The organism is Neorhizobium sp. T25_13, assembly GCF_002968675.1.
GTDB classification, from domain to species: domain Bacteria; phylum Pseudomonadota; class Alphaproteobacteria; order Rhizobiales; family Rhizobiaceae; genus Neorhizobium; species Neorhizobium tomejilense.
The window spans coordinates 193,705-216,106 of record NZ_PVBI01000002.1; the positions used below are offsets into that span (position 1 = coordinate 193,705).

25 protein-coding genes, 1 tRNA gene and 1 pseudogene are annotated in these 22,402 nt (G+C 61.7%); 10 read left to right on the forward strand and 17 right to left on the reverse strand.

Going from position 1 to position 22,402, the window contains the following annotated elements; genetic code table 11:
* The first annotated feature begins 138 nt into the window (after positions 1–138).
* The 5 genes from plsX to C5J22_RS04425 all read left to right on the forward strand — a co-directional run bounded on the left by plsX (position 139) and on the right by C5J22_RS04425 (position 3,898).
* Positions 139–1,185, forward strand: a complete 1,047-nt coding sequence (plsX, locus tag C5J22_RS04405; RefSeq protein WP_105437350.1) for a phosphate acyltransferase PlsX — start codon at positions 139–141, stop codon at positions 1,183–1,185.
* Positions 1,186–1,205: 20 nt separating this feature from the next.
* The gene (locus tag C5J22_RS04410; RefSeq protein ID WP_037080647.1) at positions 1,206–2,177 is read left to right on the forward strand and encodes a beta-ketoacyl-ACP synthase III; all 972 of its coding nucleotides are present in this window, start codon (positions 1,206–1,208) and stop codon (positions 2,175–2,177) included.
* A gap of 121 nt (positions 2,178–2,298) precedes the next feature.
* The gene (locus tag C5J22_RS04415) at positions 2,299–2,637 is read left to right on the forward strand and encodes an integration host factor subunit alpha (protein ID WP_007770264.1); all 339 of its coding nucleotides are present in this window, start codon (positions 2,299–2,301) and stop codon (positions 2,635–2,637) included.
* Between the two features lie 154 nt (positions 2,638–2,791).
* On the forward strand, positions 2,792–3,325 hold the full coding sequence (locus tag C5J22_RS04420; protein WP_046624314.1) for a MerR family transcriptional regulator: 534 nt from the start codon (positions 2,792–2,794) through the stop codon (positions 3,323–3,325).
* A gap of 99 nt (positions 3,326–3,424) precedes the next feature.
* Positions 3,425–3,898, forward strand: coding sequence for a BA14K family protein (locus C5J22_RS04425; protein ID WP_105437351.1), 474 nt, complete (start codon positions 3,425–3,427; stop codon positions 3,896–3,898).
* A 130-nt stretch (positions 3,899–4,028) separates the two neighbouring features.
* On the opposite strand, the gene C5J22_RS04430 is transcribed toward C5J22_RS04425, so the two are convergent.
* A tRNA-Pro gene (locus C5J22_RS04430) sits at positions 4,029–4,105 on the reverse strand.
* Positions 4,106–4,114: 9 nt separating this feature from the next.
* Here C5J22_RS04430 and C5J22_RS31020 point away from each other — a divergent pair.
* A complete protein-coding gene (locus C5J22_RS31020) occupies positions 4,115–4,453 on the forward strand; it encodes a hypothetical protein (RefSeq protein ID WP_172746525.1) in 339 nt (112 codons plus the stop codon).
* Positions 4,454–4,607: 154 nt separating this feature from the next.
* Here the strand turns inward: C5J22_RS31020 and C5J22_RS04440 are convergent, their stop codons facing one another.
* From C5J22_RS04440 to C5J22_RS04465, 7 genes are all read right to left on the reverse strand, one after another.
* A complete protein-coding gene (locus C5J22_RS04440; RefSeq protein ID WP_105437353.1) occupies positions 4,608–4,796 on the reverse strand; it encodes a hypothetical protein in 189 nt (62 codons plus the stop codon).
* Positions 4,797–4,900: 104 nt separating this feature from the next.
* The gene (locus tag C5J22_RS31025; RefSeq protein ID WP_172746526.1) at positions 4,901–5,050 is read right to left on the reverse strand and encodes a hypothetical protein; all 150 of its coding nucleotides are present in this window, start codon (positions 5,048–5,050) and stop codon (positions 4,901–4,903) included.
* 74 nt (positions 5,051–5,124) lie between these two features.
* Complete coding sequence (locus C5J22_RS04445) at positions 5,125–5,382, reverse strand: DNA-binding protein (protein WP_205837155.1); 258 nt, start codon at positions 5,380–5,382, stop codon at positions 5,125–5,127.
* 67 nt (positions 5,383–5,449) lie between these two features.
* Positions 5,450–6,715, reverse strand: a complete 1,266-nt coding sequence (locus C5J22_RS04450; protein ID WP_105437355.1) for an O-antigen ligase — start codon at positions 6,713–6,715, stop codon at positions 5,450–5,452.
* Complete coding sequence (locus tag C5J22_RS04455; protein WP_105437356.1) at positions 6,712–8,265, reverse strand: undecaprenyl-phosphate glucose phosphotransferase; 1,554 nt, start codon at positions 8,263–8,265, stop codon at positions 6,712–6,714. Before C5J22_RS04455 ends, C5J22_RS04450 begins: the two co-directional genes overlap by 4 nt.
* Before the next feature lie 99 nt (positions 8,266–8,364).
* Positions 8,365–9,525 carry a glycosyltransferase family 4 protein gene (locus tag C5J22_RS04460; protein WP_105437357.1) on the reverse strand — a complete coding sequence of 387 codons (1,161 nt, stop codon included), beginning with the start codon at positions 9,523–9,525 and terminating at the stop codon, positions 8,365–8,367.
* 7 nt (positions 9,526–9,532) lie between these two features.
* Complete coding sequence (locus tag C5J22_RS04465; protein WP_172717254.1) at positions 9,533–10,090, reverse strand: polysaccharide biosynthesis/export family protein; 558 nt, start codon at positions 10,088–10,090, stop codon at positions 9,533–9,535.
* Positions 10,091–10,303: 213 nt separating this feature from the next.
* Here C5J22_RS04465 and C5J22_RS04470 point away from each other — a divergent pair, with 213 nt between their 5' ends.
* Positions 10,304–12,535: an exopolysaccharide transport family protein gene (locus C5J22_RS04470; protein WP_105437358.1), complete on the forward strand. Its 2,232-nt coding sequence runs from the start codon at positions 10,304–10,306 to the stop codon at positions 12,533–12,535.
* On the opposite strand, the gene C5J22_RS04475 is transcribed toward C5J22_RS04470, so the two are convergent.
* Together C5J22_RS04475 and C5J22_RS04480 are read right to left on the reverse strand one after the other, a co-directional pair.
* Positions 12,536–13,795 (reverse strand): GNAT family N-acetyltransferase, encoded by a 1,260-nt coding sequence (locus tag C5J22_RS04475; protein ID WP_105437359.1) that lies wholly within the window; start codon positions 13,793–13,795, stop codon positions 12,536–12,538.
* A 119-nt stretch (positions 13,796–13,914) separates the two neighbouring features.
* Positions 13,915–14,127: a DUF2842 domain-containing protein gene (locus tag C5J22_RS04480; protein ID WP_046605545.1), complete on the reverse strand. Its 213-nt coding sequence runs from the start codon at positions 14,125–14,127 to the stop codon at positions 13,915–13,917.
* Between the two features lie 144 nt (positions 14,128–14,271).
* Here C5J22_RS04480 and C5J22_RS04485 point away from each other — a divergent pair, with 144 nt between their 5' ends.
* On the forward strand, positions 14,272–15,372 hold the full coding sequence (locus C5J22_RS04485) for a COX15/CtaA family protein (protein WP_105437360.1): 1,101 nt from the start codon (positions 14,272–14,274) through the stop codon (positions 15,370–15,372).
* A gap of 159 nt (positions 15,373–15,531) precedes the next feature.
* A pseudogene (locus C5J22_RS04490) lies at positions 15,532–15,938 on the forward strand (DoxX family protein).
* On the opposite strand, the gene C5J22_RS04495 reads toward C5J22_RS04490, so the two are convergent.
* From C5J22_RS04495 to C5J22_RS04510, 4 genes are all read right to left on the reverse strand, one after another.
* Positions 15,935–16,786, reverse strand: coding sequence for an aminoglycoside phosphotransferase family protein (locus tag C5J22_RS04495; protein WP_105437361.1), 852 nt, complete (start codon positions 16,784–16,786; stop codon positions 15,935–15,937). The pseudogene C5J22_RS04490 and the gene C5J22_RS04495 overlap by 4 nt on opposite strands.
* A complete protein-coding gene (argC, locus tag C5J22_RS04500) occupies positions 16,786–17,718 on the reverse strand; it encodes an N-acetyl-gamma-glutamyl-phosphate reductase (protein WP_105437362.1) in 933 nt (310 codons plus the stop codon). The genes C5J22_RS04495 and argC overlap by 1 nt, the downstream gene beginning before the upstream one ends.
* A 64-nt stretch (positions 17,719–17,782) precedes the next feature.
* On the reverse strand, positions 17,783–18,742 hold the full coding sequence (gene speB, locus C5J22_RS04505; RefSeq protein WP_105437363.1) for an agmatinase: 960 nt from the start codon (positions 18,740–18,742) through the stop codon (positions 17,783–17,785).
* Positions 18,743–18,825: 83 nt separating this feature from the next.
* Complete coding sequence (locus tag C5J22_RS04510) at positions 18,826–19,617, reverse strand: phenylalanine 4-monooxygenase (protein WP_105437364.1); 792 nt, start codon at positions 19,615–19,617, stop codon at positions 18,826–18,828.
* Positions 19,618–19,766: 149 nt separating this feature from the next.
* Between C5J22_RS04510 and C5J22_RS04515 the strand changes: the two genes are divergently transcribed.
* Positions 19,767–20,228, forward strand: coding sequence for an Lrp/AsnC family transcriptional regulator (locus tag C5J22_RS04515; protein WP_038541909.1), 462 nt, complete (start codon positions 19,767–19,769; stop codon positions 20,226–20,228).
* A gap of 63 nt (positions 20,229–20,291) precedes the next feature.
* Here the strand turns inward: C5J22_RS04515 and rpsI are convergent, their stop codons facing one another.
* The 3 genes from rpsI to C5J22_RS04530 all read right to left on the reverse strand — a co-directional run bounded on the left by rpsI (position 20,292) and on the right by C5J22_RS04530 (position 22,379).
* Entirely contained in the window at positions 20,292–20,759 is a 468-nt protein-coding gene (gene rpsI, locus C5J22_RS04520; RefSeq protein WP_007759340.1) for a 30S ribosomal protein S9, read from the reverse strand.
* 2 nt (positions 20,760–20,761) lie between these two features.
* On the reverse strand, positions 20,762–21,226 hold the full coding sequence (gene rplM, locus C5J22_RS04525) for a 50S ribosomal protein L13 (protein WP_037080613.1): 465 nt from the start codon (positions 21,224–21,226) through the stop codon (positions 20,762–20,764).
* An 802-nt stretch (positions 21,227–22,028) separates the two neighbouring features.
* Positions 22,029–22,379, reverse strand: a complete 351-nt coding sequence (locus C5J22_RS04530) for a hypothetical protein (protein WP_105437365.1) — start codon at positions 22,377–22,379, stop codon at positions 22,029–22,031.
* Positions 22,380–22,402 lie beyond the last annotated feature (23 nt).

Consider the following 22,402-nt stretch of genomic DNA (forward strand, 5'->3'; position numbering starts at 1 on the left):
GACAGCAAAAACTATATTTTGGCCACGAATTCGCCGGCACGGCCCCGCATGAGGAGCGAAGGGCCGTTGGAGACGTTAGGACTGGCGCATGGTCCCCCCACAGGGTATGCGTTCGGCGAAGATAAGGATCAGGGACGAGTGATCAGAATTTCTATCGATGCCATGGGCGGCGATTTTGGTCCCGAGGTCGTCATTGCCGGTGCTGCCAAGGCACTGGAACGCCACCCGGATGTGACCTTCCTCATCTATGGCCTAAAGGCTGAATGCGAGCCGGTTCTCGCGAAATATCCGAAGCTACGGGACAAATCCGTCTTCCACGAATGCGAACTTGCCGTCAGCATGGAGGAGAAGCCGAGTGCAGCGCTTCGCCGCGGCCGTTACATCTCCACCATGTGGCGTTCGATCGAGGCGGTAAAGCTCGGCGAGGCCGAGGTCGTGGTTTCCGCCGGCAATACCGGCGCCCTGATGGCGATGGCGAAATTCTGTCTGCGCACCATGGCCAACATCGAACGCCCGGCGATCGCCGGCATCTGGCCGACCCTCAAGGGCGAAAGCATCGTCCTCGATATCGGCGCGACGATCGGTGCCGACGCTCAGCAGCTCCTCGATTTCGGGATCATGGGCGGCGCCATGGCGCGCTCGCTTTTCGAGGTGGACCGGCCGACCGTCGGGCTTCTGAATGTCGGCGTCGAAGAGGTGAAGGGCCAGGAAGAGGTCAAGGAGGCCGGGCGGCTGATCCGCGAGGCAAACCTGCCGACGATCGCCTATCACGGTTTCGTCGAGGGCGACGACATCGGCAAGGGCACCGTCGATGTGGTGGTGACTGAAGGCTTTACCGGCAATATCGCGCTGAAGGCGGCGGAGGGCACGGCCCGGCAGATCGCCACGCTGCTGCGCGAATCGATGTCGCGCACGCTGCTGGCCAGGATCGGTTATCTTCTTGCCAAGCCCGCCTTCGACAGGCTGCGTGAGAAGATGGACCCGAACAAGGTCAATGGCGGCGTGTTCTTGGGCTTGAACGGCATCGTCATCAAGAGCCATGGCAGTGCCAATGCCGACGGTTTTGCTGCCGCGATCGATGTCGGTTATGACATGGCACGCAACGATCTCAACGCGAAGATCCGGCAGGATCTCGCAATTTACCATGCGCGTCGCCAGCCGCCGGCTGGCCCCGAAGCGGCATGACGACAGGATGTGAGTTAAGAATGATCCGTTCAGTGGTTCGCGGTTACGGGGCAGCGCTCCCGAAGCGGGTAGTGACCAATCGCGAGTTGGAAGACATCGTCGAGACTTCCGACGAATGGATCGTGCAGCGCACGGGCATTCGTCAGCGTTATCTCGCCGGCGAGGGCGAGACGACCGCGTCGCTCGGCGAGCAGGCGGCGCGTGCGGCGCTCGAAAACGCCGGACTGACGCCGGATGACATCGATCTCGTGCTGGTCGCGACCTCGACGCCCGACAACACCTTTCCCGCGACCGCCGTCAATATCCAGAACCGGCTGGGCATGACCCATGGCTACGCCTTCGACCTGCAGGCGGTCTGCACCGGCTTCGTTTATGCAATGGCGACCGCTGATCTGCACATTCGCGGCGGCATGGCCAAGCGTGTCCTGGTGATCGGCGCCGAGACCTTTTCCCGCATTCTCGACTGGAAGGACCGCACCACCTGCGTGCTTTTCGGCGACGGCGCAGGCGCGCTGGTGCTCGAAGCGGCGGAAGGCGAGGGGACGATCGCCGATCGCGGCGTGCTGACCGCGCATCTGCGTTCCGACGGTTCCCACAAGGACAAGCTCTACGTGGATGGCGGCCCGTCGAGCACGGGCACGGTCGGGCACCTGCGCATGGAGGGCCGCGAGGTCTTCAAACATGCAGTCGGCATGATCACCGACGTGATCGACAGCGCGTTCGCGGCGACCGGTACGACGGCGGACGATCTCGACTGGCTGGTGCCGCACCAGGCCAATCGCCGCATCATCGACGGATCGGCGAAGAAACTCGGCATTCCTTTGGAAAAGGTCGTCGTGACGGTCGACCTGCATGGTAATACCTCGGCTGCATCGATTCCTTTGGCACTTTCGGTTGCCGCCTCCGACGGGCGCATCAAGAAGGGTGATCTGGTGATGCTCGAAGCCATGGGCGGCGGATTTACGTGGGGCGCATTGCTGGTCCGCTGGTAGGGCGGCAATGATCGGCCGAAACGTAAATAAGCGATTGAGCACAGGTGCTTGACCCTCGCGCTCAAGCAAAATACTCTCTATCGGCTTTGATAAGATCAATTTCGAAAATTGGGCGGGGATCATGGCCGGCAAGACAGTAACACGCGCGGATCTGGCGGAATCGGTTTTCCGCAAGGTCGGACTTTCGCGGACGGAATCGGCCGAGCTCGTTGAGACGGTCATTGACGAAATATGCAATGCGATCGTCCGGGGCGAGGTGGTCAAGCTTTCCTCCTTCGCGACCTTCCAGGTGCGCTCCAAGAACGAGCGTATCGGCCGCAATCCGAAAACCGGCGAGGAAGTGCCGATCTCTCCGCGCCGGGTGATGACGTTCAAGGCCTCCAACGTGCTGAAGAGCCGTATCCTCAAGGCGCACACGGCGCGCAAGGCGAAACTGAAGCCGGCAAGCCCGGTGGCGTGAAGTCCGCGACCTTTTCCGCAATCCTGTGAACATGCTTGAATCTCTCGGCTTAAACCGTTGAGATATGTCCGATTCGGCGCATAATTCGCCCATGTATCGGAGGCTATGAGTCTGCCCTTGGGGCATGGGCAGCCTGCCGTTTGGAGTATGAACTTTGGAGAAGAGCCCGGACGCCTTTCGTACGATCAGCGAGGTCGCCGACGACCTCGACCTGCCGCAGCATGTGCTGCGCTTCTGGGAAACGCGTTTCCCGCAGATCCGGCCGATGAAGCGCGGCGGCGGGCGGCGTTATTATAGGCCCGAAGACGTCGATCTCCTGAAGGGCATCCGCCACCTGCTCTACGATCACGGCTACACCATTAAGGGCGTGCAGAAGCTTCTGAAGACGAACGGCAACAAGTTCGTCTCTGCGATTGCCTCAGGCGACCTCGCCACGATGGAAGCGATCATGGCGGCAAACAGCGAAAAACAGGCCGAGCCGAAGATCAGCACGGCCGAAGAGGATCAGATCGTCGGACGCCCCAAGGTGAAGCCGAGCGGGCGCTTTTTCGGGTTCGGCACCTCCCACGAGGACGACATGGAAGTGTCGATCGGCAAGTCCAGCATAGGCAAGGAAGACCGTGCCTTGCTGCAGGAAGCGCTCTTCGACCTCTTGGAATGCAAGCGCCTCTTGGATCAGGTTCGCTAACTCAACACACGCCAACGTTAAGCAAAATTTACCATTCACCTCTGGTTCAGGAGAAATGGAGGATCATTTCTTCATAAGGAAAATCAGAGGAGGTGAATTATGAAAAAAAAGCTCGCCGTCGCCGTTCTGGCGCTGATTACGGCTTTTAGCGGCGTCGCCCCCGCCCAGGCGTTTCCGTCGATCGGTGCCCCGCGCATCGAAAGATCCCAGGACATCCAGCAGGTGCAATATTACTGGCGCGACCGTGACCGCTGGGAAGGGCGTCGTTATTACCGCGACCGCTATTATGGCGACCGCTATTATGGCGACCGGCGTTACCGCCGCCACCGCCGTGGCCCGGATGCCGGTGCGATCATCGGGGGGCTTGCACTTGGCGCGATCATCGGCGGAGCGCTGGCCCAGCCGCGCTACACACCGAGATACGCACCGCGCTACTACCCGCCTCGGCGTTATATCCGCGGCGGTAATTCGCACGTGAACTGGTGCTACGCCCGCTACCGGTCCTACAGGGCCTATGACAACACGTTCCAGCCCTATTACGGCCCGCGCCAGCAGTGCTATTCGCCCTACTGATATCCGTCGTGGAACCCGATGAAAACCTCAAGCCCGCCCTGCCAATCCGGTGGGGTGGGTAGATCGCGTGGGGAAGTCCCGGTTTTCGGAAAAGGCTTTTGATCTGACTGAGATTTCAAGGGGATTTAATTGGTCGGGGCGGCCGGATTTGAACCGACGACCCCTTGACCCCCAGTCAAGTGCGCTACCGGGCTGCGCTACGCCCCGACCTGCTCAATGAGCATGTTTTCCCTAGTCGCTCCGCTATCGCGGCGCAAGCTCAAAATCCTTCGATCGGAAGAAAAAGAGGATGGCTGGCACAAGAATGCGCCGGTGAACATAAAAGCCGTGTCCCGAATCCGAACGCGGCTTCTTGTGGTGCCTGAGGCGATCAGCCTCGCCAATAGGTCAGATTTCCAGACAGCCGGGGCGGTCTGCAAAGGTGATGCGATCCGGTTCGTTGCGCGTGAAGCCCTCGACGGCGACGCTGCGGCTCGTCACGCGGACGACCTGGGCGTCGCGAAAGCCTTCGTCGCGGGCAGCGGCGAGCCTCGCAGGGGTTGCAGCAGCGGCTAACCGCTCGCCCGGCAATTGGTTCCTGGAGGCCAACTATAAGGGGATTGCAGGAGTTCCTGCGGAAGATAATTTAGGTGTAGAACGAAGTTACGCATGCTGGAAACTTCGGCTTGAAGGCGGGCTAAAAGCTTAGCTGCGGTATCTATGCGAATGCTTAGCGAAAACGCGGCGCGCGGCTTGCATTCATCAACAGTTCCTGCCGGGACGCAAAGGGTCCGAGAAGTTTCAGGAGGCGGGTTTCTTCCTGGTGATCAATACGATAGCGCTTTGCGAACTCGGCAACGCTCCAGACTTTCTTCAAGCTTTTACTGTCGATATCCTCGAGATTCATATGCGTAGACATAAGTATCCCCTTTTCTTGTTTGTCTGAACCTAAATCCGCCGAGCAAATTTTGTTCCGGACAACTCTGAGCTTCTATCGTTAATAATGTATCCTCTAACGAACCCTCACTTCTCTTGGGCTTTAATACCATTCTGGCCGATGCCGAGCTTGATGCTTTTCGGCTTGGTCTCCTCGCGATAGACGTAAAAACCGACGCCGACGAAGGCGACAGGTAAAGTGCCGTTAATGAGATAGAGATTGTTGGCGCGTGTCATGCCTGCCCCCTGCATATCGTCTGGTGGCGGAGAGACGCATGAGATCTCAAAGAGTTCCCGCGTCGCGGCAAATATCAGTCGTCGTTTGCGGCATTGAGGTTCTGGGGGCGGATTCCCTCGTCCTGGAACTGCTGGCGTAGCCTGAGACCCGGCCCGGCGCCGGCATCGTCCTGTCCGGCACCGAGGAACAACACACCCTTCGACTCGAAGATTGAACGGAGCCGATCGGTGACACCAGCGTTAGCGAAGACCTGGGAGGCTTCGGCCTCTTCGATGGCGGATTTGGAAAGCCCGGATGCGGCGGCGAGTTCCTCCACCGTCATTCCTGTCATCGCGCGTGCAGCGCGGAGTTGAGAGACCGTCAGCATTCTAGAAAATCTGGAGCGCCAGGCGGCAAAGTCAAGCGGTCCTGGGCGCGGGTGATCGCCGCTGCGACCGGATGAAGCGGTGTTCCAGCGCCATGCAGCCCCAGACGATGCCGAGCAGGAGGTAGAAATGCCGCCAGTGGTCGGTGTCGATGACGTTGCCGATGATTGCATGGCCCAATATCATCACCCAGGCGACCATCAGATAGGCCTGCCACGGGCGTTCGCGCAGCATGTAGCGGAAGCCGAACCACAGCGTCGACCAGATCATGATCTGATAGGTGATCGCGCCGAGCCAGCCATAGGTGGTCAGCGTCTTCAGCCAGATATTGTGCTCGTCCTCGCCAAAGATCTTGCCGAAGGCCATCGGGCCTAGCCCGAGCGGCCGTTCCATGGCCATCAGGAAGCCGATCTTGTGGCGCTCGAAGCGGCCAAGCCGGGCTCCGTCATAGTCCTGCACCAGCTTGGCGCGGTTCGTGAACAGGTCGGAGACTTGCGGGAACTGCAGCGCGATCGCCAGGGCAAGGACGAGGAAGATCGCGGCTCCGCCGGCGATCGCCAGGATCTTGAACCGGAAGGCGGTCGTGCGTTCCTTGAGGAGCATGACGATCACCAAAGCGATGCCGGCAAATATGAGAAGGCCCCAGGCGGCACGCGAGAAGGAGAGGAATATGCCGAGCGCCAGGACGAGGATGCCGGCGATCAGCAGCGGCGCCTTCATCAGCGGCCCGGTGAGCAACCGGTAGAGGAGGTAGAGGAGGGGGGCGACGAGATAGGGACCGAAGACGTTCGGATCCTGGAAGGCGCCCATGGCGCGATTGTAGCGGGTGAACACATGCGAGCCCGGAAAGGCGTTGAAATAGCCGAGAACGCCGAGCAGCGAGGTAATGATCGCGGCAATCACCCAGGCCTTGAAGATCAGGTTGAGGCGCCGGTGGTCGTTCTCGATGATCGCCGCGTAAAAGACCGAACTCAGGGCCAGGAAGGTGGAGACGGCGAAATACATCGGCGCCTCGCTCATGTCCTTCATGACGAACATGGAGAACAGGCCGCTCATGTTGAACGTCAGCAGCATCACGAGAAGCGGCGCGACCGTGCGCGATATCTTCAGGCCGAGCAGGAACCAGATGCCGATCTGGATCACCATGATCAGTTCGTAAGGCGCAGGCTCGGAAATGACGAAGCCGGACAGGAAGACGCCAAAGGCGATCAGGCCGGAGCCTGCCAGCTTCATAGCGGCAAGGCGGCTGTCGAAACCCGCTGGGTGGCTGCCTGGCCGGCTATAGTCGAGCGTGCTCAATAGGCGTTGTCCGTATTGAGCAGCCGGATCGGCGTCAGGAACAGGATCTTGAGATCGAAGAGCAGCGACCAGTTCTCGATATAGTCGAGGTCGTAGGCCGTGCGGGCACGGATCTTCTCGTCGCTGTCGAGTTCGCCGCGCAAGCCATTGATCTGCGCCCAGCCGGTGACGCCCGGCTTGACGCGGTGGCGGGCGAAGTAGCTCTCGACCACGTCGACATATTTGCGCGTTCCCGTCTGGGCGAGCACCGCATGCGGGCGGGGGCCAACGAGCGAAAGCTGGCCGCGCAGCACGTTGAACAGCTGCGGCAGTTCGTCGATCGAGGATTTGCGCAGGAAGCGGCCGACCGGGGTGACGCGCGGGTCACCCTTGGTGACGGCCTTGACCGCCGTCTGGTCACTGAGGTCGGTGTACATCGAACGGAACTTCAGGACGTCGATGATCTCGTTGTTGAAGCCGTGGCGCTTCTGGCGAAACAGGATCGGCCCCTTCGAGGTCGCCTTCACGGCAATTGCCGCGGCCAGCATGATCGGCCAGGTGAGAAGGAGGCCCACCACCGAGAAGACGATGTCGAAGACGCGCTTGGCGACCGAGTCCCAGTCGCGGATCGGCTTGTCGAAAATGTCGAACATCGGCACCGCGCCCACATGCGAATATGAGCGGGGGCGGAAACGAAGGCGGTTCGCATGGGCAGCAAGGCGGATGTCGACCGGCAGCACCCACAGCTTGCGAAGCAGCTGCAGGATGCGGGCCTCGGCGGTCGCCGGCAACGCGATGATCAGCATGTCGATGCGGGCGAGGCGGGCGAATTCGATGAGTTCAGCAAAGGTCCCGAGCTTCGGATAGCCGGCAACGACGGTCGGCGAACGTTCGCTGTTGCGGTCGTCGAAAATGCCGCAGATACGGATGTCGTTGTCGGGTTGCTGTTCGAGCTGGCGGACGAGCTGCTTGGCCGGTTCACCGCCGCCGACGATGATGGCGCGGCGTTCCATCACGCCATTGCGACCCCAGTGACGGATGGCGAAGGCCGTGAGCTGCCGTTCGAGGAAAAGGAAAGAGGCGCCGGTGACCAACCAGGCGAAAAGGCCGGCAAGCGGATAGGGCTTGGGTTCGACCAGATAGAGGGTCGATGCGGTCAGCAGGAAACCGATCGTCCAGCCGACGAAGACCCGCTTGGCGGTGCGCGAGGCGCCGCGCAGCGACGGGATCTGATAGGTATCGGCCACCTGCAGAAGCAGGACCGTGAGTGTCGAGCCCCAGGCGACAAGCGCGAAACGGGCGAGAAAGGCGGTAAGATCGATCGGCGCGAAAAGCGCCCCGACACCAAGTCCGATCGCGAGCATAGCAAGGAGCTCGAACAGCCGGAACAGGCCGATCAGCATCGTCGGCGAATAGCTGTCGTTGCGGAACTGCTCGGCGATCTGGCGGGCAAACGGATTGAGCACCGTGGCGTTCGCCGGATCGTGCTTTTCGTCGGCTGCGCGGAGTTCCGAAACCTTCTTGCGAAGGCTTTCGACATCGAACTGCTCGGACTTGTTCGGCTGGTTCATGGACCGATCCCTTTGGTCTTCCGGGCCCGGCGGCGTTGGAAGCCCCGGCGACACTGGAAGCAATGGGAAACGCTTACCAAAAAGAGGTGAAGGAAGCCTTTAGCCGCGCCCCGAATCCGGCCTCGAACCTGTCAGATCGTGATACAGGCCGAGCATCTCGCGGGCCATGACCGAGGCGGAAAACACCGCCTTGAAGGCTTCCGGTTTCGGCATCACCGCATCCTGCCAGCCAGGCGTCGTGACCGCTTGCGTCATGACGCGGGCGAGATCCGCGGCGTCACCGGGAATGGCAAGTGCTGCACTGGTGTCGCCGAGCACTTCGGGGATGCCGCCGACCCTCGAGGCGATGACCGGCTTGCCGGCCGCCAGCGCCTCGAGCACGATATAGGGCATCGCCTCGGCACGGGAGGGGACGACGACGATCTTCGCCATGGCGAACGCGTCGCGCGCCGGCATGGCCGGCTTCATCTGGATGCGCCGGCCAAGCCCACGCTCGGCCATCATCGCCTCGTAGCGGTCGCGATCCGGGCCATCGCCGACCATCAGGGCCGAAAGCGGATGACCGACCGCCCTTTCGGTGCGGGCGAAGGCGTCGATGAAGACGTCCGGTCCCTTGAGGTCGCGCAGCATGCCAATATAGAGGAAATGCGGTGCTGCCGGGTCGGTGGTGATAGGCTCGAACTCGGCATCCTTGATGCCGTTATAGATTACCCGCGACACCTTGCGCGGCTTGCCGACCTTGGCCTCGTAGGTGTGCCGCTCGTAGTCGCAGACGAAGACGAGAGCGTCGCCGAAATGCTCCTGGAAACGTTCCAGCCGCAGCACGGCCTGGCCGGAAAGGCTCGACCGGCTGAAATGCAGGCTGCCGCCATGCGGCGAATAGAGGCGGGCTACGCGATACCTGTTGACCCGCAGGGCTGAGCCGATCAGCCGGGCAATGGCGCCACCCTTGGCGCCGTGCCCGTGCAAAATGTCCGGCTGCAAGCTCTTGATATGTTTGTAACTCCTGTAGATAGCCGCGAAATCGGAAGGGGCGATCGCGCGGCGCATCGGAATGCGGGTGAGGCCGAGCGAAAGCAGCGGCCTTATGCTGTCGAACAGCCGGTCCTCATGCGCTCCACCGGTCGAACTGTCGCACAGGATGCCGACCTCGTGGCCGGCGGCCCGATGCTCCTCGACCAGATCGCGCACATGGCGGAAGATCCCGCCGACGGGCGACCTGAAGCAGTGGAGTATCCGCAAGGGAGGGCTCTCCGCCATGGACCGGTCAGAACAGCCGCTCGCGGACGTAGATCGTGTCGCCGGCAAGCACCGTGGAAGAGATGACGGTGCGGCCGGTGATCACCTGGCCGTTGATCTTGCGGGTGACGTCGACATCGCGCTGGTTGCCGCGGGAAGTGAAGCCGCCGGCGATCGCGATCGCGTTCTGGGCGGTCATCCCCGGCACGTAGGAATATTGCCCGGGCCGGCCGACTTCGCCCATGACGAAGACGGGACGATAGCGGTCGATCTCGGCGGTAACGTCCGGATCGCGCAGGTAACCCTGCTTCAGACGCGAGGCGATCGAGCCTTCCAGCGCCGGCAACGTCTGGCCGCGGGCGGCCACCTGGCCGATCAGCGGGAAGGCGATGTAACCGGCCTGGTCGACCGTATAGGTATTGGTGAGGCCGGGCTGCTCGAAGACGCTGACGCGCAGCCGGTCGCCGCTATCCAGCCTGTACGGCTGCATGGCTGCCTGCTGGAAGCTTTTCGGGGCGGGCGCGTAGCTCGTGCAGCCGGCAAGCGCCGTCGCAGCGAGGGCTAACGCCAGCACCTGTTTGGCCATCACGCGTTTGAAGGGGGCGAAGGACATTTCCGCGGTCGAGGCTCCGGCTGTTCATACCATCTGTCCCCGTTATCGATCCGTTAGGGTTAATGCCCGGTAAAGAGGCCGGGAATTTGGGGATTTTCTTGGGGTGCCACCGCTGTACTTGGCCATTAACCCTCGCGTTACCATGATCCTTTACTCTTCGCCGAAACCGATCAGTTGGAGCGTATCATGTCAGGCGTAAACGGTGGCAATCAGGACGTGGACATCGACCTCGGGCGGGTCATATCGGCGGTCTGGGAACGCAAGGGCAGGATATTGGGCGCGACGATCGTCGCGGCGGCGCTCGCCCTTGTCGGCACCACCCTTATGAAGCCAAGTTACAAGGGCGAGACGCGGCTCCTGATCGAATCCCGCTCCCCGAACCTGTCGGGAGGGGACGCGGCCGCACAGGCCAACGACCCGCTGCTGGACTCGCTCAACATCACCAGCCAGGCGCAGCTGCTGCAATCGTCCGATCTCATCAAGCGCGTTGCCCGCGACCTCAACCTCGCCAGGCTCAAGGAATTCGATCCGGCGGCGCAGTCCTTCCTGCCCGATCCGCTGGTCCTGATCGGCCTGAAGCAGGATCCGATGTCGCTCGACCCGGAAGACCGGGTGATCCAGGAGTTCCGCGAGAAGCTGGATGTCTATGCGGTCGAGAATTCGCGCGTCATCGCCATCGAGTTCTCCTCGCGCGATCCGAAGCTTGCCGCCGACATCCCGAACAGGATGGCGGAAGTCTATCTCCAGCTCCAGAGCGGCGCCAAGCTAGACACTCATTCCGAGACCGCCAAATGGCTGGAACCGGAAATCGCAAACCTGACCAGCAAGGTCAAGGAGGCCGAAAAGAAGGTGGCGGATTACCGCTCCTCCAACGGCCTGTTCCAGACCACCGAGACCAACAGTTTCTCGACCCAGCAGCTCAACGACATCTCGACCGAACTTGCCCGTATCCGCGGCGAGCGCGCGAATGCCGAAGCCCGCGCCGAAAACGTCCGCACCGCCCTGAAGGCCGGTCGCGCTTCCGACACGCTGAGCGATGTCGTCGGCTCGCAGGTCATCCAGCGGCTGAAGGAGGCAGAGGCCAACCTGCAGGCACAGATCTCCGACTCCTCGACCTCGCTGCTCGAAGGCCATCCGCGGCTGAAAGGCCTGCGCGGCCAGCTTTCCGGCATCCGCCAGCAGATCGAGAGCGAAACCAAGAAAATCCTCGCGAGCCTTCAGAACGAAGCCGAGATGTCGCGCATCCGCGAGCGCCAGTTGATGGGCCAGCTCAACGGCTTGAAGGCGGACTCCGCCAAGGCGGGCGAAGAGGAAGTGGGCCTGCGCGCGCTGGAACGCGAGGCCGCCGCCCAGCGCCAGCTGTTGGAAACCTATCTCGCCCGTTACCGCGAGGCGACCTCCCGCCTCGAGGGCAATTCGAGCCCGGCCGACGCGCGCGTCGTCTCGAAAGCCGTCGAACCGTCGGAACCCTATTTCCCGAAGATCATCCCGATCGTCATTGTCGTATCGCTCGCCACCTTCATTTTCGGCTGCCTGATCGTTATCGTCAGCGAGCTCTTCTCGGGTCGTGCCCTGCGCCCGTCCAGCGTTCGAGAGGCCGATGACGAGATTGTGCCGGCAGCTGGCGCATCCGCGCCCGCCGCTGCGGCCGCCCCCCTGCCGGTCCACCAGATGCAGGCCGAGGCCGCCCGTTTCGACCGCCCGGAACCGGCCCGCGAGAGCGCGAAGAACGCGGCAGCGCTCGCCTATGCCAAGATCGCCGAACAATCGCTGGCCGAAAAGGAGAGCGAAGCGGAGGAAGCCGTAGCGGAGGTCGATGATAGCGGCTTCACCATCGGCTCGGTCGCGCATTACCTGCAGCGCCACGATGTGCCTGTCGCGATCGCCATTTCACCGGGTGGTGACGAAGGTTCGACAGCGACCGTCTTGCTCGCCCGCGAGATTGCCGAGAGCGGCCGCACCGTCGTGCTGGTCGACATGACCGGTTCTGCCGCTCCGACGCAGATGATGGTGGAAAATCCGAAACTGCCCGGCATTACCGACCTTCTCTGCGGCGAAACCGCCTTCGGCGACGCGATCCATCCGGATCGGCTTTCCGATGCGCATATCATTCCGCACGGCGCTTCCGATCCGGCGCGTGCCATGCGCGGCGTGGACCGCCTGTCGATGGTCATCGACGCGCTGGCGGATGCCTATGACCTGGTGCTGATCGAATGCGGCCCGGCCGAGATCGCCGGCATTTCGCGCCTGACCCGCAACGCCATGGCGGAGATCGTCCTGTCGGTGCCGGGCTTCAAGGATGAGGAAGTCGCCGAACTGGTGACGGATTTCGAAGCGGCCGGTTACAGCAACCTGCTGGTCATGGCGCAGACCGCCGACCGGCATTCGCCACGTCCCGGCAAACGCCGCGCGGCCTGACTATTCGGCTGACGGTTCTGCGTCGGAGGCGGGGGCTTCCGACGTTTTCGGGCATCGGCGGGACCGCCAGCGTTGCACCATCGCGTAGAGATGCGGGCTGCGCTTGACTGCCGCCTTCGCCTTGGTCACTCCGATCAGGAACGGCCGCATCACCGAACCCTTCCAGGTCAGCGGCAACAACATATCGTGCTGCACCGTTTCCTGGGTGCACCAGTTGCGCTTGTAGGGCTGGTCGCCGACGCCGAAATCGAACACCGACGCGCCTTCCCGGCAGGACTGCTCGATCATCAGCCAGAACAGCAACTCGCCGGGGCTCGCCTCCGGGCAGATCGTCTCGTCGATCGAGCTGAACTGGCAGATGACATGATCGCCCTTGCGTGACAGGCCGGCAATCGCCGCGATATGCCCCTCGTGCTCGCCGCGCAGCCGGATGGCATGCAGCATCAGCGGTGTGTCTGTTCCCCTGGCCGGGACATCCATGAGGCGGTGGAAGAAGTCCTGGATGCCGGGCAGCTGGAAGACGTCCGGCAGACCGAACAGTCTCAGACGCTCGCCTTTCTGGCGGAAGAAGATATCGAGCAGGGCGTGTTTTTCGGCGGGGTCGGTCGGGATGAAGTGGTCATAACCGCCGATCGCCTCGATCTTGCGGCTCTGCGAGCGGAACTTCTTGCGGCGGCTTTTCGCGTTGAGCTGCGCCAGCGTCGCCTCGAAATTCTGAAAGAGCGGCAACTGGAAGGAATGGTTCTGGTTTTCGATCGAAGCAAACGCGGACAACGGATGCCGCATGCCCCGCCAGACGAGCGGGATATTGTCGAGAACGACCAGATCCGCCTTGTCGGATAGGGCGAGCCTCAGGCCATAGGCGAAGTTCTGCAATTCTTCCGCATCGGGTGCGGCGAGTTCGGCATCGAAGAGGCCGGTATTGACGTTGTTGAACCGGTGGCCGAGCAGGCGGGCGATCCGGGCGCGGCGTTCCGACACGATTTCGAGCGGCAGGATGAAAAGCGTGCGGCCATCGACAACGCCCTGAATGATCGCGAGTTCGCTGCGATGCGCATGAACCCAGGCGAGACACCAGTCGAAACCCTGATGCAGGGAGTTTTTGCCAAGCCCTTCGAGCCGCCGCCACTCGGCTTCCACGGAATGGAGATCGTCGGTCGAAACGAGCGATAGCTCGGCGAGCCGGACGGTTTTCTGACCCTTCGGCGCGTCGAGCATGTCCTCGACCTGATCCACGTGGTTGATCTTCCGCTGCTGCATGGCTTTGCCCGCTGATGCCGTTTGGCCGGCAACATAGGGGGAGGGCACCAAAATTCGGTTTACCGGCGGCCTCACGCCCCGCGAAACCGTTGCCGCTGGTTAACCGATGGTAAAGCCGGTTATCCCTTGGGCTTCGGTCCTGCCATCCATTTGATGATCAGCATGGCCGGCAGGATCCAGAGGAGGCCGCTGATCAGGAAGTAGAGGAAATGCACCCACCATGGCGAAGTGGCAAGCAGCAGCGTCGCGAAGGTCGTCGCGGCAAGCGCATAGAAGATCACCAGAATGATGATCAGGATGGTGCCGATGAAACTTCTCAAACGCGGGACCAAAACGTCTTCTCCTATCCGCGACCGCATGCCGCAAAGCGCCGGGGCTTGTTTTGCATGGGTTGATGGGGCAAAGCAACGCGAAATGCTTGATGGATGCTTGGCCGTGCGCCGCGTCCTTTTGGCTTGAGCGACAGGAGCATACCCATGTCGGCAACCGATGCTGTGATCATCGATGTCCTGAACCATACCAAGCGCCGCGAGCGCGACCGCAAGGCCGTGCGTATCTGGCTCGGCGTCGTGGTTTCCACGCTGCTCTGTCTGGTCCTGGTCGGCGGCGCGACGCGGCTTACCGACTCCGGCCTATCGATCACCGAATGGAAGCCGATCCACGGCGTCATCCCGCCGCTGTCGGCCGAAGAGTGGGACGAGGAATTCCGTCTCTACCAGCGCATTCCGCAATATCAGGAAATCAACAAGGACATGACGGTCGACCAGTTCAAGTCGATCTTCTGGTGGGAATGGGCGCACCGGTTCCTCGCCCGCTCGATCGGCCTGGTCTTTGCCCTGCCGCTGATGTTCTTCTGGCTCACCGGTCGCATCGAAAAGCGCCTGCGGGGTCCGCTGGTCGGTCTTCTCGCACTCGGCGGTTTCCAGGGGTTCATCGGCTGGTGGATGGTATCTTCCGGCTTGACCAAACTGGTCAGCGTCTCGCAATACCGGCTCGCGACACACCTCGTCATCGCCTGTCTGATCTTCGCCGCCTGCATCTGGATCATGCGCGGGCTGGCGCCGCATAGCCGCGACCTTCCGCCGACGGCAAGGTCCAAATGGGCAGCCGGCGGGATCGCCTTCCTGGTCCTCTTCCAGATCTATCTCGGTGCGCTGGTGGCGGGGCTCGATGCCGGCCTCTCCTACAATACCTGGCCACTGATGGATGGTGCGCTGATCCCGAGCGATCTTTTTGTCCAACAGCCCTGGTGGATCAATCTGTTCGAAAACCCGAAGACGGTACAGTTCATGCACCGCTGCGGCGCCTATGTTCTGTGGGCCGCCACTCTCGTGCACATGATCGTCTCTCTCCGGCTGGCCCCCGGCTCGACCCATGCCCGCCGCTCCGTCCTGCTGTTCGGGCTGGTGACGCTACAGGCCGTCATCGGCATCTCGACGCTTGTCATGCAGGTGCCGCTCGATCTGGCGCTGACGCATCAGGCCGTCGCTCTGATCGCACTCGGCTTTGCCGTCGCCCATTGGCGCGGTTTCGTCGGCGAATATCCGCCGGAGACGGCGATCGTCACGCGGAGCTGATCTGCCCGTACATTGACAAATATCCGCGAGAGGCGGGCGGATTGAATTCCGTCCGCCTTTTTACTGCGAAAAATCTGCAGTCCGATGTCGGCCACAGTGTCCGTCGCCCGTCCTTGGGACATAGGTCAATCGGCTTCGGCCACAGGAGAGGGTAGGGTTATGGCAAGGACAATCGCAATTCTCGTCGCAAGGCTGATTTTCGGCGGCCTGTTCGTCATGGCGACGACGTTCAAGTTTCTCGACATGCAGGCGACGGCCGTCTTCATCTCCGGCGCCGGATTTCCGTTTCCGCTGTTTCTCGCCTGAACGCGGCGATCTTCGAGGTGGGGCTGGCCCTCGCATTCCTGACCGGCGCCTTCTTCTCCGAAGCGGCGCTGCTTGCCGGCGTCTATGTCATCTTCCTAGCCTTCGCTTTCCATGGCCCCGGCTTGTGGCAAGCCAACCAGGCGGAGTTCGGCTTTTTCGTTGACCACTTCACCTTCCTGGCCGGGCTGCTGTTCGCCGCCGTGCACGGTCCGGGCGAGAAGCTCGCCGTCAATCTGGGTTTGAAGCGGACGCTCGCTTAAGCCTGTTGCAGCACACTGCGGACCGTGGCGGCGACGGCAAGCTCGTCATCGCGGTCTTTCGCATTGCCGTCCTCTTCATGCCAGGCGGCCGAGAGACAGCCATAGGCGAAGGCGTATTGCAGGATGGGGCGGACGTCGCGGCCAAGCGTTTCGGCGAAGATGGCGGCCATGGAGGCAATGCGTTCTTCATCGCGGGTGAGGTCGAAGCGGTCGAGCGGATTGGAAAACATGTTGGCGACGTCCAGCGCCGCATCGCCGATCAATCCGGCCGGATCGATGATCAGCCAGCCGCGCGGGCCGAGCATGATGTTCTCGTGGTGCAGGTCGCCATGCAGTGGCTTGATGTCCCGCTGATCGGCGATCAGCCTTTCCGCCAATTCCGCCGCCGCGATGAACGGGCTGGCAACACCGTCGCGGCGGTCTGCCTTGGCCTTCTTGAACAGGCTTTTGAAATAGCGGGAAAGCGGCATCAGGCTTGCCGGCGGAGCCATGTCGGACGGCCGGTGGTATTCCGCGAGGACTTGGGCGGCGATCCGGGTTGCGTTCAGGTCACCATGGGTTTCCATATGATCGCGCAGCGTCACCTTGCCTGCGTGTTCCATCAGCAGGAGATCGTCCGAACGCGCGATCAGCCGAATGCAGCCGACGCCATCCCGCCAGGCCATGAAATCGGCCCCGCGAAGACTGTCTTCCAATGCCTTCGGTTTCAGGATCTTGACGATATCGATCTCGCCGCCGGCACGCGTCACTTCAAGGACGATGCCGACGACGGTATCGGCGATCTGTCTGGCGGTTTCGATCCGCCATTCGTCAGGAAAGGAAAAAGGAAGGGGAATGCCTTCGGTCATCAGGCCGAAAGCATCAGGTCCATGTTCTGGACGGCCGCACCCGAGGCACCCTTGCCGAGGTTGTCGAGCAAGGCCACCAGGTTGACATAGGCGCCGCCCGGCGTGCCGAATACGAAGAGCTTCATCGTGTCGGTATTGACCAGCTCTTCCGCATCGACGCGGGCAAGTGCCTTGCTCTCTTCGAGCGGCACGACGGTGACGATGTCCTGGCCTGCATAATGCTCGACCAGCACCTTGTGGATGCTCTCCATCGTCGCGCCGTCCTTGAGGTCTTCGAGGAAGAGCGGCACCTGCACGATCATGCCTTGCGCGAAGCGGCCGACCGACGGCGAGAAGATCGGCGCACGGTCGAGCTGGCCGTGGATCTTCATCTCCGGCACGTGCTTGTGCTTGAGGTTCAGGCCGTAGAGAAAGTTGTTGGCCGAAATGGCGTCTTCCCTGGCCTGGTCTTCCATCTGCGCGATCATCTGCTTGCCGCCGCCGGTATAACCGGAGACCGCATTGACCGTGACTGGATAACCGTCGGGCAGGATGCCGGCCGCGCGCAGCGGCCGGATGAGGGCAATCGCGCCGGTCGGGTAGCAGCCCGGATTGGCGACATGCCGGGCGGCCTTGATCTTGTCTGCCTGCGCCTTGTCCATTTCCGCAAAGCCATAGGCCCAGGAGGGATCGACGCGGAAGGCGGTCGAGGTGTCGATCACCCGCACCTTGTTGTTGCCGGCAAGCATGGTCACGGCTTCCCGCGAGGCATCGTCCGGCAGGCAGAGGATGGCGACGTCGGCGCTGTTCAGGAGATCCTCGCGCATGGCGGCGTTGCGCCGCTCCGCTTCCGGGATCGACAGCAACTCGACGTCGCGGCGGCCGGCCATGCGGGTGCGGATCTGCAGTCCCGTGGTGCCGTGTTCGCCATCGATGAAGATTTTCGCTGTCATGGTCTTATCCTGCTAGATCAGTGCCTTGGATTGGATGCCGGATTCAGTTTACCAGCAAGTTGATTCAGAAATTTAACGCGCCCGCGCGGCGTTCCGCGCGAAGCCCGAGCATATACATCGCAACCGTCGCCCCCGCAATGGCAGTGATATCCGCATGGTCATAGGCCGGCGCCACCTCGACGACATCGGCGCCGCGGATATCGAGGCCCCCAAGCTGGCGCAGCACCGAGAGAATCTTGGCGCTCGAAGGCCCGCCGGCGACCGGCGTGCCGGTGCCCGGCGCGAAAGCCGGATCGAGGCAGTCGATGTCGAAGGTGAGGTAGGTCGGTGTTTCCCCGACGTGATTGACGATAACCCTGGCGATCTCGGCTGCCGTCATCTCCTCGACCTCCTGGCCATAGAGGAGGCGGATCCCGAAATCTTCCGGCGCGTGGGTGCGGATGCCGACCTGAATCGATCGGGCAGGATCGATGAGGCCGGCCCGCACCGCCCGCGCCACGAAGGAGCCGTGGTCGATGCGTCCCTCGTCGTCGAGCCACGTGTCCTGATGCGCGTCGAACTGCACCAGCGCCATCGGTCCGTGTTTGGCGGCATGCGCCTTGAGCAGCGGCCAGGTGACATAATGATCGCCGCCGAGCGTCAGCAAAAACGCGCCGCTGTCGAGGATGACGTTCGCCTGGGCCTCGATCGCAGCCGGCGTCTTCTGATGGTTGCCGTAGTCGAGCAGGCAGTCGCCGTAATCGACGACGGCCATGTCAGCGAAAAGGTCGCGCTGGAACGGATATTGCGGATCGTTGTCGAAGATCGCCGATGCCCGCCGGATCGCCTGCGGCCCGAACCGGGCGCCCGGCCGGTTGGAGGTCGCGGCATCAAAGGGGATGCCCCAGACGACCGTATCGACACCCGCCAGATCCTTGGTGAAGCGGCGGCGCATGAACGACAGCGCGCCGGCAAACGTCGGGTCCGACGCGGCCGAGGTCAGGCTTGTTGCAGTGAAGGCATGGTCGATCGACTTTTCTGCCACGGCGTCCCTCCATCGTTAAGGTGGCGGGACGTTGGACAATAAGGGCCGACAAGGCAAGCCTGAAGGAAACAAATGCCTCCCGTTCAGGAAGCCTTGGCTTCGAACACCGGCGGAAAGTCTCCCAGCGCCTTGGCCTCGCTGATGCGCGCCCCGATATCCTCCTCGATGATCGATTCCAGCTGCGCAAAGCTGTCGATGACATAGTAGATCGGCTGGACGATATCGATGCGGTAGGGGGTCCTGAGCACCGTCATCAGATCGAAGGGCCGGAATTCGGCCTCACGGCCTTCCATGGCGGCCCGCGTTTCGTTGGGAGAGGAGACGATGCCGGCGCCGAAGCAGCGGCGCCCCTGCGGCGTGTGGATCAGGCCGAACTCGACGGTGAACCAGAATATCCGGAACAGGTGCCAGGAATATTCCCGGCCGAGCCCGACGGCTTTTTCGCCGAAGCGGCGAACGAAATTGGCATAACTCTGGTTGGTGAGGAGCGGGCAGTGGCCGAAGACCTCATGGAAGATATCCGGTTCCTCGATATAGTCGATGTGCTCGCGGCGGCGGATGAAGGTCGCCAGCGGAAACTTGCCCTGCGACAGCAACTCGTAGAAGCGCGACGGCGGAATGAGGGCGGGCACGCCCTCCACGCCGAAGCCGGTGGTCTCGTTGAGGCGCCGGTCGACATCGCCAAGCTGCGGAACCTTGTCTGCCTTCAATCCGAGTGCCTGGACGCCGTCCAGATATTCCCGGCAGGCCTTGTCGGCCAGGAGCCGCATTTGGCGTTCGTAGAGCTCGCTCCAGATCCCGTGTTCTTCGCGTGTGTAGTGATAGATCCCGTCTGCGTCCGGCAGGTTTGCCGTGTAGGTGCTTTGTTTGGTCATCAGCGCCTCCCGTTGCGTGATGGAATGGCCGGGTGCTCCAGCCACCGGCCGTCAGATCACCATTATATCTCCGAAAATGCGGGTAATCATTTCAGCTTTGCCGAATTGAGCGTAAATAATGGGAGGATATTTCGGGAGGAGAGGCCATCATGAAAGAAAACCTGCAGGCGGCCCGCAAGCTTCTGCAACTCGTGCAGACGGGCGATGGTTCGTCGCTTGCCGAACTGGCGGAAAAGGCCGGCATGTCGCAAAGCACCGCCTGGCGCAAGATCCAGGAACTGGAGGCCGAGGGCGTCATCCGAAAGCGGGTAGCACTTCTCGATCCGGCAAAGCTCGACCTCAAGCTCTGCATCGTCGCCCATGTGACGCTGGAGGACCACCACGAGGAGGCGATCGAAGCCTTTGCCACGGTCGTGCGCGACCGGCCGGAGATCATGGAGTGTTATGCGCTGTCTGGAACCTTCGACTACATGCTGAAGATCCGGGCGCGCGACGTCGAAGCCTACGAGGCTTTCATGACCCGCCACCTGATGCGCAATCCGCATGTGCGCAACGTGGTCTCCAGCTTTGTCCTGCGCGAACTGAAATCGACCACCGAACTGCCGATCTGAGAGTATCAAATGAAAAAGGCGGAGCCGAAGCCCCGCCTTTTGAAAGTCCAAGTCCAGGAGCGATTAACGCTTGGAGAACTGGAAGGAGCGGCGGGCCTTGGCCTTACCGTACTTCTTACGCTCGACCACGCGGCTGTCGCGGGTCAGGAAGCCACCCTTCTTGAGCACGCCGCGAAGGCCGGGCTCGAAGTAGGTGAGTGCCTTGGAGACGCCGTGACGAACGGCGCCGGCCTGGCCGGAGAGACCGCCACCGGCGACGGTCGCGACGATGTCGAACTGGCCGGTGCGGGCAGCGGCGATAACCGGCTGCTGCAGGATCATCTGCAGGACGGGACGGGCGAAGTAGGTCGAGAAGTCACGGCCGTTGACCGTGATCTTGCCGGTGCCAGCCTTGACCCAGACGCGGGCGACGGCGTTCTTGCGCTTGCCGGTCGCGTAGGAGCGGCCGAGGCTGTCGACCTTGCGGACATAGACCGGAGCGGCAGCTTCGGAAGCCGGCGCGAGGTCCTTCAGGGAGGAAAGATCGGCCATTATCAGGCGCTCCTTACGTTCTTGCTGTTCAGCGATGCCACGTCGAGGGCGACCGGCTGCTGTGCTTCATGGGGATGGTTGGAACCGGCGTAGACGCGCAGGTTCTTCATCTGGCGACGGCCGAGCGGACCACGGGGAACCATGCGCTCGACAGCTTTCTCGATGACGCGCTCCGGAAAGCGGCCTTCGATGATCTGGCGCGCGGTGCGCTCCTTGATGCCACCCGGGTAACCGGTGTGCCAGTAATAGGTCTTGTCGGAATATTTCTTGCCGGTGAGGACGCACTTTTCCGCATTGATGATGATGACGTTGTCGCCATCATCGACGTGCGGAGTGAAGGTGGCCTTGTGCTTGCCGCGGAGACGGTTGGCGACGATGGTGGCGAGGCGACCGACAACGAGGCCTTCGGCATCGATGATCACCCACTTCTTCACCACCTCTGCAGGCTTCTGAACGAAGGTTGACATGTTTTTAACTCTTTCTTCTAGGACCCATGACATCCGAAACCTTCGAATGCAGGGCGTTTCTTGTTGCTTGGATTGCCTTGGCCGAGGCCGGCAAAAAGAAAGCGGGCCGAGACGGTCCGCGTTCTGGGGCGGCTTATAGCGAGGGAGGCCGAAAGCGTCAAGGTGACGGTTTTCTCGGGTCGAAAAATAGATGCAGCAAAATCAATGGTTTATCTATGTGGTTTCATGATACCACAATTTTCCGGGCAAAATACGAAGCCGTCAGCGCCAAATCGTTGGCTCGTCCCCGCCGCGGTTGCCAAACCCAGCCGTTCGGCCGCTGTCCGCTTGGCTCTCATGATGGGAAAGAAAACCCATCCTATGTCCGTGAGCCGGGATCCCGCCGCGCGGCAAACCGGGCTTGGCAACGGCTGTCGGAAGCGTGAAAAACCTGTTGGGATGGCAGAGTGGGTTGCGCCACCCATCGTGCTTATCGCTCGTTCGAGCTAAATCCAGAGTTGTGCAAACGGAAGGACGGCGGGTTGGGGCCGAATTGACAAAATCCATCCTTTTTTGAAGCTTTGAGGTCGATTCCGCCGCGGCGATAGCTGTCACCTGCTCACATTTCAATGGGATGCACGAAGGAAAAGAAAACCTGACAAATGTTCAGAGAACCAAGTTTGCCTCGGCAAAATCTAGTAGCAGTTTCTAATTCAACCATAAGATGGTGCTAATATGTGCAGGTACAAAGGAGGAATGTAGTCCGAACGTTCAGGGAACCTCGGCGTTCGGGCATTCTCGATTTTCTCACTCAAGAAGCTGCCTAAAATCTCAGGCATCCGGCCTGGAGAGGAAAACAATCTTCGGGATCGGGTCTTCTTTTGCACGCCCGAACCGGGCAACTCGGTGTGTCGGCCGTCGGCACGGTCACCCGGTCGGCGAACTCATGGCCGTCGCAGTAACCGCTGTCGATGACATAGCGGTCGTAGAGCGTCATCCGCGCCTTGTTGCGCGACGGGTAACGCAGGATCACCGCGCCCTCCCGGCCGATCGCCCGCTGTACAGCGGCACAGGACATGCCGGTTGAATTGTAACGCGATATCGCGGCCGCCGGCTCGCCCGAGAGGAGGGTGCCGCAGGCAGTGATCGCAAGGCAGCCGAGAAATTTTTTCATGATCCTTATCCCTTTTGACGAGA

Bases quoted from the DNA above. Each gene is read 5' to 3' on its own strand.
- C5J22_RS04410 (WP_037080647.1), top strand. From the start codon at position 1,206: ATGATCCGTTCAGTGGTTCGCGGTTACGGGGCAGCGCTCCCGAAGCGG.
- C5J22_RS04415 (WP_007770264.1), top strand. From the start codon at position 2,299: ATGGCCGGCAAGACAGTAACACGCGCGGATCTGGCGGAATCGGTTTTC.
- C5J22_RS04425 (WP_105437351.1), top strand. From the start codon at position 3,425: ATGAAAAAAAAGCTCGCCGTCGCCGTTCTGGCGCTGATTACGGCTTTT.
- C5J22_RS31020 (WP_172746525.1), top strand. From the start codon at position 4,115: ATGAGCATGTTTTCCCTAGTCGCTCCGCTATCGCGGCGCAAGCTCAAA.
- C5J22_RS04440 (WP_105437353.1), bottom strand. From the start codon at position 4,796: ATGTCTACGCATATGAATCTCGAGGATATCGACAGTAAAAGCTTGAAG.
- C5J22_RS31025 (WP_172746526.1), bottom strand. From the start codon at position 5,050: ATGACACGCGCCAACAATCTCTATCTCATTAACGGCACTTTACCTGTC.
- C5J22_RS04445 (WP_205837155.1), bottom strand. From the start codon at position 5,382: ATGACAGGAATGACGGTGGAGGAACTCGCCGCCGCATCCGGGCTTTCC.
- C5J22_RS04455 (WP_105437356.1), bottom strand. From the start codon at position 8,265: ATGAACCAGCCGAACAAGTCCGAGCAGTTCGATGTCGAAAGCCTTCGC.
- C5J22_RS04460 (WP_105437357.1), bottom strand. From the start codon at position 9,525: ATGGCGGAGAGCCCTCCCTTGCGGATACTCCACTGCTTCAGGTCGCCC.
- C5J22_RS04465 (WP_172717254.1), bottom strand. From the start codon at position 10,090: ATGGCCAAACAGGTGCTGGCGTTAGCCCTCGCTGCGACGGCGCTTGCC.
- C5J22_RS04470 (WP_105437358.1), top strand. From the start codon at position 10,304: ATGTCAGGCGTAAACGGTGGCAATCAGGACGTGGACATCGACCTCGGG.
- C5J22_RS04475 (WP_105437359.1), bottom strand. From the start codon at position 13,795: ATGCAGCAGCGGAAGATCAACCACGTGGATCAGGTCGAGGACATGCTC.
- C5J22_RS04485 (WP_105437360.1), top strand. From the start codon at position 14,272: ATGTCGGCAACCGATGCTGTGATCATCGATGTCCTGAACCATACCAAG.
- C5J22_RS04495 (WP_105437361.1), bottom strand. From the start codon at position 16,786: ATGACCGAAGGCATTCCCCTTCCTTTTTCCTTTCCTGACGAATGGCGG.
- argC (WP_105437362.1), bottom strand. From the start codon at position 17,718: ATGACAGCGAAAATCTTCATCGATGGCGAACACGGCACCACGGGACTG.
- C5J22_RS04510 (WP_105437364.1), bottom strand. From the start codon at position 19,617: ATGACCAAACAAAGCACCTACACGGCAAACCTGCCGGACGCAGACGGG.
- C5J22_RS04515 (WP_038541909.1), top strand. From the start codon at position 19,767: ATGAAAGAAAACCTGCAGGCGGCCCGCAAGCTTCTGCAACTCGTGCAG.
- rpsI (WP_007759340.1), bottom strand. From the start codon at position 20,759: ATGGCCGATCTTTCCTCCCTGAAGGACCTCGCGCCGGCTTCCGAAGCT.
- rplM (WP_037080613.1), bottom strand. From the start codon at position 21,226: ATGTCAACCTTCGTTCAGAAGCCTGCAGAGGTGGTGAAGAAGTGGGTG.
- C5J22_RS04530 (WP_105437365.1), bottom strand. From the start codon at position 22,379: ATGAAAAAATTTCTCGGCTGCCTTGCGATCACTGCCTGCGGCACCCTC.